The sequence below is a fragment of the Streptomyces apricus genome, assembly GCF_008369065.1.
Taxonomy (GTDB): domain Bacteria; phylum Actinomycetota; class Actinomycetes; order Streptomycetales; family Streptomycetaceae; genus Streptomyces; species Streptomyces apricus.
In genome coordinates this window covers 6,721-15,491 of record NZ_VDFC01000056.1, presented here as the reverse complement: position 1 = coordinate 15,491, position 8,771 = coordinate 6,721, and the positions used below count along the sequence as shown (strand labels likewise).

Sequence of the window (8,771 nt, the reverse complement as noted above, 5' to 3'; positions counted from 1 at the left end):
GTGGGAGGTGTGGACGGCGGTGGGATGGTCCGCGAGATGGAACGGCGCGGGCCCGCGCACGATGGCCGTGTCGCCCGCGCCGACCGCCCGTTCGGTGCCGTCGGGCAGCAGGAGGGTGCCCCCGCCGCGCAGCACGCTGATCATGGTGAGCGGMGCGTCGTCGGCGAAGCGGATCGTCCAGGGCTCCGTCAGTACGGCGCGGCTGACGACCGAGCCCTCGGCCCGGATGCCGCTCAGGAGTGAACTCAAGGGATCCACGGAACGCATCGTAGACGCTCTCCTATGTTCGGGAGCTTTTCTCCCATGGATCATCCACGTCCTCATGGCTGTACTGGAGGCATCGCATCGCCGAGACCAACCGGGAGACACCGTGCCGCAGCACGACAGCCATGCCGGAACGGCCCTCGTGGTCGTCGCACATCACCGCGCCGATTCCCTCACCGCGCACACGGCCCGCCGTGCCGCCGCCGTGCTCGAAGCCGCCGGACACCGCATCGACCTGCTGGACCTGCACGCCGAGGGGTTCGACCCGCGGATGACCGTCGCGGACCAGCCGGACTGGGGCGACCGGGAAAAGGTCTACTCGGACGAGGTGCGGGCCCACATGCGGCGCATCCTCGACGCCGATGTCGTCGTCGCCGTCTTCCCGGTGTACTGGCAGAGCGTGCCCGCGATCCTCAAGGGGTGGATCGACCGCGTGTGGAACTACGGGTTCGCCTACGGCCGCAGCAGGCCCCGCCTCGCCGGCAAGCGCATCCTGTGGCTGGGCCTGGCGGGCGCGCCCGCCGACGACCCCGTCGTGGAGGGGATGCACACGGTCCTGGAGACCGGCCTGAGCGAAGGCATCGCCTACTACTGCGGTTTCTCCCACTCCACCGTCGGCCTGCTCACCGACGCGGAGGAGCGCCCGCAACGCGTCGACGCCGACGGCAACCTCCTGGTCGGCCGAGCGGTCACGGGCGCCGAGCGCGAGGCCCAGTACGCCGATCTCGACCGGCGGGCACGGGAGCTCGTGGAGAAGTTCGCCGCCGGGGAACGCGTGGCCACCTGACCGCGTACGGCTCCCGCGGTCAGGTGGCCACGCGTTCTCCGGCCGGGTGGGACAGCCGCTGCCGGGCGTGAACCTCAGCGGGTACAGGACCTTCCAGGACGCCGAGTTCGCCGGCTCCTTCGAGGGCCAGTCGCAGTTCGGACTCGGCGTGCGCGCCCGACTGCCTTTCCGGGTCCTGCAGTTGGACGGACGCCTCGTGGTCGACGTGGCCCACACCTGGTGAACCGCTGCCGGAGCCGGTCCGGTGTCACCAGTCGTGCAGGGTCCCGTCCTGCAGACGGTTCACCGGGAGGTACGCGGCCCGGTACGGGTGGGCCGCGGCCAGGTCCTCGTCGAGGTCGACACCGATGCCCGGAGCGGTGCCGGGGTGGAGGTGCCCGTCGGTGAAGGTGAAGGAGGGCCGGAACACCTCGTGCGTGAGGGGGGTGTAGCCGGAGTACTCCTGGATGCCGAAGTTGTGGACGGCGAGGTCCAGGTGGAGGGCGGCCGCCATGCCGACCGGGGAGATGTCCTCGGGGCCGTGGGGGGCCGTCCTGATCTGGTACTGGGCGGCGAAGTCGAACAGCTTGCGCAGCGGGGTGACGCCGCCGAAGTGGGTGACGGTGGAGCGGACGTAGTCGATGAGCTGTTCGGTGACGAGGGTCTGGTAGTCGAAGACCGAGTTGAACACCTCTCCCACGGCGAGGGGTGTGGTGGTGTGGCGGCGGACCAGGCGCAGCGCCTCCTGGTTCTCGGCCGGGGTGCAGTCCTCCAGCCAGAACGGCCGGTAGGGCTCCAGGTCCTTGCCGAGCCGGGCGGCCTGGATCGGGGTGAGCCGGTGGTGGGCGTCGTGCAGGAGGGGCAGACCGGGGCCGAACTCGGCCCGGACCGCCTCGAACATGGCCGGTGTGTGGCGCAGGTAGGCGTCGGTGTCCCAGTCCTCGACGAGGGGACGGGCCTGCTGGTGCGGGACCGCCGCGCCGTGGGCGTCGGTGGTGTGGACGCCGTACACCGCCTTCAGACCGGGGACGCCGGACTGGATGCGGACGGCGGGGTAGCCCTCGGCGAGACGCGTGCGTACCGAGTCGAGGAGCTCGGGGATGTCGCGGCCGTCGGCGTGGCCGTAGGTGCGCAGCCGGTCGCGGCCGGCGCCGCCCAGGAGTTGGTACAGGGGCAGTCCCGCGACCTTGGCCTTGATGTCCCACAGGGCGACGTCGACGGCGGCGATGGCCGCCATGGTGACGGGGCCGCGTCGCCAGTAGGCGCCGCGGTAGAGGTACTGCCAGGTGTCCTCGATGCGGTGCGGGTCCAGGCCGATCAGGAGGGGCGTGACGTGGTCGGACAGGTAGCTGACGACGGACAGTTCACGGCCGTTGAGGGTGGCGTCCCCGAGACCGGTGAGCCCGTCGTCGGTCGTCAGCTTCAGCGTGACGAAGTTGCGGCCGGGACTGGTGACGACGACCTTCGCATCGACGATCTTCATGTGTGGGTGCTCTTTCGGCCGGGTCGGCGGGGGAGGGGCGGCTGTCACCCTTGGGTGGCGTCCGAGGTCGGTTCGGGTGCGCGGTTCCGTACGACCCGTGCGGACCTCCCTCGGTCCGACTGGTAGGACCAGTTGGACCAGTCGGACCGGAGAAACGTAACAGGAGACGGAGCGCCGTAAAACCCTTTGGGGGTGGAGGTGGGCTGAGCGCCTGCTGCCGGAGCCCGGCGCCTGCTAGCGGTGCTGCTCCAAGAGCATGTCGATGTGGTTGCGGGCCATGAGGTCGACCTGCACGTCCAGGTCGGGGCCGTACGTACGCAGCGCCAGGGCGAGGTGCTCGCGCATGCGCCGGGCCGCCTCCTCCGCGTCGCGGCGTTCCAGCGCCTCGAAGATCTCGGGGTGGTGCGGCACGCCCGGCTCGGCGATCGACGGATCGGAGTTGGAGCGGAGCATCAGCTCGAACATCATGCCGCTGATGGACGACAGCATGAGCCGCAGGACCGGGTTCTTGCTGGCCACGGCGACGGCGTCGTGGAAGGCGAGGTCGGCGCGCGCCTTCTCGACCACGTCGTGCGCGCCCTCCAGGGCGTCCCGTGCGGCGCGCAGGGCCGCGATGTCCTCGTCCGTGGCCCGCAGCGCGGCGAGCCGGACCATCTCGGTCTCCATGGGGATGCGGGCCTCGATGAGCTGGCGGACGGTCGGGCGTCCCGCCCGGTACAGCGCGTCGTAACCGCGCGCCTGGCCGGAGCCCTGCTCCCGGACGAAGGAGCCGCGCCCCGGCGCCACCTCGATCAGCTGCTGGGCCTCCAGGCGCCGCAGCACCTCGCGCACCACACCACGGCTGGCCCGGAACTCCGCCGCCAGCTCCCGCTCCGACGGCAGCTTCTGCCCCACCGCGATCACACCCGAGCGGATGTCGTGCTCCAGCCGCCGCGCGATCCGCTCCGTCAGCAGGCCACGGGGAGCGTGCCCGAAGGACGGGCCGGGCTCCGAGGACACATCACCGGTGGACTGCATGCCGGTATCCTACGGGCCGCCCGCATCCCCTTCCGGCTGGTGGCGACCGGCGGAAAGGCCCGCTCAGGGGCGTGGGCGCAGGGGCCGTCCTCCGGCGGGCGGGGCGCCGCCGATGTTGCTGAGGAGCTCCTGGCAGATGTCGCGCAGTTTGACGTTGCGGTGCTGGGAGGCCTTGCGCAGGAGGGCGAAGGCCGCCTCGGCGGTGCAGCGCTGCTGCCCCATGATCACGCCGATGGCCTGGTCGATGGCCGTGCGCGACTCCATGGCATGTTGCAGGTCGGCGGTGTACTCCCGGGTGTCGGCGATGCGCTGGGCCAGGGCGATCGCCCCGGTCGCCTGCTCGGCCAGTTTGCGCAGGCTGGTGAGGTCGATGCCGGTGAACGCGAACGGCTTGGGCGAGTACAGGTTCAGGGCGCCGGCGGTGTGGGTGTGCGCGGCGATCGGCAGCGACAGCGAGGCACGGGTGCCGGAGGCGGCCGCGTACGCCGGGTAGGGGCCCCACCTCGATTCATGCAGCAGATCCTCCACGAGGACCTCTTCGCCCCGGCGCAGCGACTGCAGGCACGGCCCGTCGTCCTGCCCGTACTGGGCCTCGTCCAGCGCCAGTGCTCCGACACCGCTGCTGACCACGGTGAGCGGCCGCCCGTGCCGCTCCAGGGTGATCCCCGTCCCGACGGCATCGGCCGCCAGGGCCAGCGCACCGTCCGCAAGCAGCTGCAGGAACCCTTCGAGCGAGTCGGTGCCCAGCAGCAGGAGCATCATGTCGGGCAGGTCAGGCGTCTCATCAGCCATGGTTGTACCTCTTCCAGCAGCGGAACCCGCGTACCGCTGGGGGGACGGACAGGGGAGCGGTCGGCCGCGCCCATGGCGAGGACCGGCCTTTGTTTCATCTGACGGGTCGACTGCCCGCTGCGCGATCCGGCACTCCCCGAACGGTGGACGGACGCATGAGGACAGGGTGGCGGGAAAAGCGGATGGCATGACTGTGACGCTCGGTGGTTTCGTCCTCGGCACTCCTGACCCCCCGGCGCTGGCCGACTTCTACCGGGCCCTGCTCGGCTGGGAGGAGGTCGACCGCGAGCCCGAGTGGGTCCGGCTGAGGGATCCGGAACGAGAACGCCCCGGCCTCAGCTTCCAGCTCGAAGAAGATCACATCGCCCCCACCTGGCCGCAGCGCCCGGGCACCCAGCAGATGCAGGGTCACCTGGACCTGCAGGTCGAGGACCTCCAGGCCGAGACCGAACGGGCGTGCGCGCTCGGGGCGACACTGGAGGAGTACCAGCCTCAGAAGGACGTACGGGTGCTCAGGGACCCGCACGGCCACCCGTTCTGCCTCTTCCTCCCCGGCGCGTGACGGAGCCGCGTCCCCAGGACCACGGCATGTCCGATGCCTGCACGGTCCTGTGGACCCATGTCGGGGTCGGCGTCGGGGTCGGCATCGACCTCGGGCTATAGTCGTCCGGTCGCGAAAAACGATGTCCCGCGGGTCCACCCGCCGGACATCGCTCGTACATCGATCCAGATGGTTCTGATCGTTGAGCGTCTCCTTGCCGGGGCCGGACATCCCGTCCGTTCCCGGTACTGACCACCGTCGGCTCATGCCGGCGTGACGGAGGAGCTCAGCATGCAGAAGACCACGGGCATCGCCATCGTCGGAGCGGGACTGGGCGGGCTGACGCTCGCCCGGGTGCTCCAGACCCACGGTGTCGCCGCGACGATCTACGAGGGCGAGGCTTCGGCGGCCACCCGTACGCAGGGCGGCCTGCTAGACATCCACGAGGAGACCGGCCAGGTCGCGCTTCGCGCGGCCGGGCTCCACGACGAGTTCCTCGCCCTGGTCCGCCCGGGCGAGGACGCCAAGCGCGTGGTCGACCGCCACGGCACGCTCCTGTTCGACCTGCCCGCCGACCCGGGTTCGGCCCGTCCCGAGGTGGACCGCGGCGAACTGCGGCGCCTGCTCGTCGACTCGCTGGCACCCGGGACGATCAGGTGGGACCGCAAGCTCACTTCGGTCCGGCGCCACGCGGAGGGCGGTTACCGCCTCGCCTTCGCGGACGGCCCCGCCGCGCGCGCCGACCTCGTCGTCGGGGCGGACGGTGCCTGGTCGAAGGTGCGACCGCTGCTCACCCCCGCCAGGCCGCTCTACAGCGGCATCTGCTTCATCGAGATCGCCCTCGCCGCGGGCGACCGGACGGGCGACCGAAGCCGTCGGGCGAGCGTGGACGCGATCGGCAGCGGCACGCTGATGGCGGTCGCGCCGGGCAGGGGCATCATCGCCCATCGCCACGCCGACGGAGGCGTGCGCGGATACGTGGCGCTGAACAAGCCGGAGGAGTGGCTGAGGTCGATCGACTTCGGCGACCGGACCGCGGGCCTGCGTCACGTCGCCGACGAGTTCGACGGCTGGTCCCCGCTGCTCACCGACTTCGTGACCCGGAGCGACGCGGAGCCGTGGCTCCGCCCCATCCACGCCCTGCCCGTCGGGCTCACGTGGGACAGGGTGCCCGGCGTGACGCTCCTCGGCGACGCCGCGCACCTCATGTCGCCCTTCGCCGGCGAGGGTGCGAACCTCGCCCTGTACGACGCCGCCGACCTGGCGGAGAAGCTGGTCGAGCAGCCCGACGTCGAGGCCGCGCTCGCCGCCTACGAAGAGCGGCTGTTCCCGCGCAGTGGCGACGCCGCCGGCCGCTCGGCGAAGAACCTGGAGGTCTTCTTCGGCCGGGAAGCACCACGGAGCGTGGTCGCGCTGTTCGACCGCTCCTGACATGTCGGCTCCTGACACATCGGCTCCTGACACGTCGATCGGAATTCCGTCGAGACCGACACGGCCCTGAGGCTAACGTGAACGGGTGAATCAGCTGTGGGCGTCGTTGATCGGTGTGGTGCTCGGCGGTGGCATGTCCTACCTGGCCCAGTTCACCACCGCCCGCCAGGCCGCCCGTACCGAGGACAAGCGCCAGGCCACGCAGCTGGCCGAGGTCCGCCGCGTCGAACGGCTGGAGGTGATACGGGAGTTCATCCAGCTCACCCAGGAAGGCATACGCCTCGCCGAGGAACGCTACGAGGCGTCCGGCTGGCTCGCGGGCGCCACGCCCGAGTGGCTCGCCGCCGCCCGGGCCCTCATCGAGCGCCTGTGGGTCTGCGAGCGGATGATCCTGGTCCTCACCGGCCCGGAGCTCTACCAACTGGCCTGGGAGTACGCGGGCGCGGTGAACCACGTCCTGTGGGAGGACCTCGGCGGACCCGAAGCGGCCTGGGACCACCTGCGCAAACCCATGAACATCTTCCTCAACGCCGCCCACCAGAAGCTGGGCTGAGGCCGGGCGGGGACGAGGAGGCGCCCACGGCCTCCCGTGCCGGTCTCCTCGTCGCAGGCATCTATCCCGGTTGGCCGACCCGCCTCCGAAAGGACAGTCGGTTCACGGCCGGAGCCGTTCTGCCTGCGGATCGAAACAGACGAGTCCGTGCTCGCGAGCCAGCCGGACGTGAGCGGTGTCCAGGACGACGCGGGTGACGTCGATGAGGCCGGCGTCGTCGAGCCGGTGCAGCACGGCCTGATGCGACCGGCCGTGGCTTGACATGCTTGGCCGCCCGGCTCCCCACGACGGCTCGGCCGCTGATTGGGAAATGCGAACAGGTCGCTGTGCAGAGCAATGTCGGCGAGGTCGTCTGTGGTCTGTACTGCACGTACGACGAGCGGGGCAGTAACGGCTCCATCAGCGCCCGCAACTCATCGTCCACGGTCCACGCGGTCGAGCACCCACACCCCACGAACAGCGGAATCGTCACACCGGTTACGCGTCACCGGCAGGCTTCAACAAGATCCTGTTATGAGTTCTCAGGCACCCACCGGGACCGGAAGCGGTCCCCATCGGAATGTGGTGCCGTGGAACATCGCACCGCCGAAGTCGGTCAAGCCGCCTGAGTGTGTCAAGTCGTCGAAGTCGATTCTTCCGCCGGAGAACCTCGTGCCGCTGAAGTCGAGACGGCTGCCGGAAAGTATTGCGCCGCGCAGGCTGATCGCGCCGTCGGAGATGTTCGCGCGGCCGAAGTCGACCGTACCGCCGTGAAGTCGTGTGTCGCCGAAGTCGACTGTGGCACCGGACAGTGCAGCGTGGGCGAAATTGAGTCTGCCGTCCGCTACGAGGGCGCCACCGAGGGCAATCGTGCCTTCGGAGAGCGCTGCGTGCCCGAAGTCGACCGTTTCGCCGTCGAAGCGCATGGTGCCGAAGTCTGCTGTGCCGCCGGAGAGGGTCGCTCGGCTGAAGTCGATTCGACCGTCGGAGAACCATGAGTGGCGGAAGTCGAGCACGCCACCGGAGAAGGTCATGAGACTGAAGTCGACCGAGCCACCGGCGAGGCGCAGACGGATGAAGTCGATGGTTCCGCGGTGGAGCTGCCCCGCACTGAAGTCGACCGTGCCGCCACGTAGCGTTGCACGGCTGAAGTCGACGGCACCACCCATAAAGGTTGCTCGACGGAATTCGACTGCCCCACTGTGAAGGGTTGCGAGGACGAATTTGACTGTGCCGTCGGCGAACGTCGCGTCTTGGAAACTGACCGTGGCACCTGAGAACTCCGCGTGGTTGAAGCTGACCGTGGCACCGGAGAAGGCCGCACCGTCGAAGACGACCTTGCCGCGGGAGAATTTCGCGGCCTGGAAGTCGACCGTCCCGGCGGAGAACCTGGAGCCACGGAAGTTGACGACTCCATCGGAGAAGTCCGCGGCACGGAAGCCGACCTTGCCCAGGAAGGTGCTGTTCGACAGGTCACCGCCATCGAATGTCGCGCCGGTGAAGTCGAGGGAGTACGTGCACCAGGAGGTAGCCGCCGAGGGGTCTTGGAGGTGGTCTCGGATCACGCGAATGATCGTCCAGCGGACTTCTTGCTCCCCAACTTTGTGGTCGGCTTCTCCCGGGTCAGGTTGGTAGGGCATGCGCAGGTAGGCACACAGGACGTCGATGAGACCTGGCGTTGCTCTTCCCAGTCGTCGGCTAAGGGTTGTCCCGTAACTGCCGGTCACGGGTGAGATAATCTTGCTGTGTCTGGTGTGATCACGGCGTCGGAGCCCTCCTGGATAGGCCCGTTCACCGGCCTGAGCCCGCGCCAGTTCGGCAAGCTGATCACCGCGTTGCGGCGGGAGGGGGCGGACCCGGTGCGCAAGGGACGGCCGTGGAGCCTGCCGCTGGAGGACCGGGTCCTGCTGGTCGCCGCGTACTGGCGGACCAACCTGACGCTGCG

At 69.8% G+C, this 8,771-nt stretch carries 9 protein-coding genes and 3 pseudogenes; 6 read left to right on the top strand and 6 right to left on the bottom strand.

From position 1 onward, the window contains the following. On the bottom strand, nt 1-258 hold a 258-nt coding region (locus FGF04_RS31540; RefSeq protein WP_456340035.1), incomplete at its 3' end, for a cupin domain-containing protein. 112 nt (nt 259-370) lie between these two features. Between FGF04_RS31540 and FGF04_RS31535 the strand changes: the two genes are divergently transcribed. Together FGF04_RS31535 and FGF04_RS31530 are read left to right on the top strand one after the other, a co-directional pair. Next, entirely contained in the window at nt 371-1,051 is a 681-nt protein-coding gene (locus FGF04_RS31535; RefSeq protein WP_235882598.1) for an NAD(P)H oxidoreductase, read from the top strand. A gap of 40 nt (nt 1,052-1,091) precedes the next feature. Then, nucleotides 1,092-1,274, top strand: a pseudogene (locus tag FGF04_RS31530) (AMIN-like domain-containing (lipo)protein); the annotation flags it as partial. A gap of 24 nt (nt 1,275-1,298) precedes the next feature. Here FGF04_RS31530 and manD read toward each other — a convergent pair. The 3 genes from manD to FGF04_RS31510 all read right to left on the bottom strand — a co-directional run bounded on the left by manD (nt 1,299) and on the right by FGF04_RS31510 (nt 4,322). Continuing rightward, entirely contained in the window at nt 1,299-2,513 is a 1,215-nt protein-coding gene (manD, locus tag FGF04_RS31525; RefSeq protein WP_149514787.1) for a D-mannonate dehydratase ManD, read from the bottom strand. Between the two features lie 234 nt (nt 2,514-2,747). Then, nucleotides 2,748-3,530, bottom strand: coding sequence for a FadR/GntR family transcriptional regulator (locus FGF04_RS31515; protein ID WP_149514785.1), 783 nt, complete (start codon nt 3,528-3,530; stop codon nt 2,748-2,750). Between the two features lie 63 nt (nt 3,531-3,593). Continuing rightward, nucleotides 3,594-4,322, bottom strand: coding sequence for a GAF and ANTAR domain-containing protein (locus tag FGF04_RS31510; protein WP_149514784.1), 729 nt, complete (start codon nt 4,320-4,322; stop codon nt 3,594-3,596). A 187-nt stretch (nt 4,323-4,509) separates the two neighbouring features. On the opposite strand from FGF04_RS31510, the gene FGF04_RS31505 reads away from it, so the two are divergent. The 3 genes from FGF04_RS31505 (at nt 4,510) to FGF04_RS31495 (ending at nt 6,847) form a co-directional block, all read left to right on the top strand. Further along, entirely contained in the window at nt 4,510-4,884 is a 375-nt protein-coding gene (locus tag FGF04_RS31505) for a VOC family protein (protein ID WP_149514783.1), read from the top strand. Nucleotides 4,885-5,154: 270 nt separating this feature from the next. Next, nucleotides 5,155-6,294, top strand: coding sequence for an FAD-dependent oxidoreductase (locus tag FGF04_RS31500; protein ID WP_149514782.1), 1,140 nt, complete (start codon nt 5,155-5,157; stop codon nt 6,292-6,294). Between the two features lie 85 nt (nt 6,295-6,379). Continuing rightward, a complete protein-coding gene (locus FGF04_RS31495; RefSeq protein WP_149514781.1) occupies nt 6,380-6,847 on the top strand; it encodes a hypothetical protein in 468 nt (155 codons plus the stop codon). A gap of 162 nt (nt 6,848-7,009) precedes the next feature. Here FGF04_RS31495 and FGF04_RS42155 read toward each other — a convergent pair. Then, nucleotides 7,010-7,099, bottom strand: a pseudogene (locus FGF04_RS42155) (IS5/IS1182 family transposase); the annotation flags it as partial. A 269-nt stretch (nt 7,100-7,368) separates the two neighbouring features. Continuing rightward, nucleotides 7,369-8,553 carry a pentapeptide repeat-containing protein gene (locus FGF04_RS31490; RefSeq protein ID WP_188114312.1) on the bottom strand — a complete coding sequence of 395 codons (1,185 nt, stop codon included), beginning with the start codon at nt 8,551-8,553 and terminating at the stop codon, nt 7,369-7,371. A gap of 18 nt (nt 8,554-8,571) precedes the next feature. On the opposite strand from FGF04_RS31490, the pseudogene FGF04_RS31485 reads away from it, so the two are divergent. Continuing rightward, nucleotides 8,572-8,771: pseudogene (locus FGF04_RS31485) on the top strand (IS5/IS1182 family transposase); the annotation flags it as partial.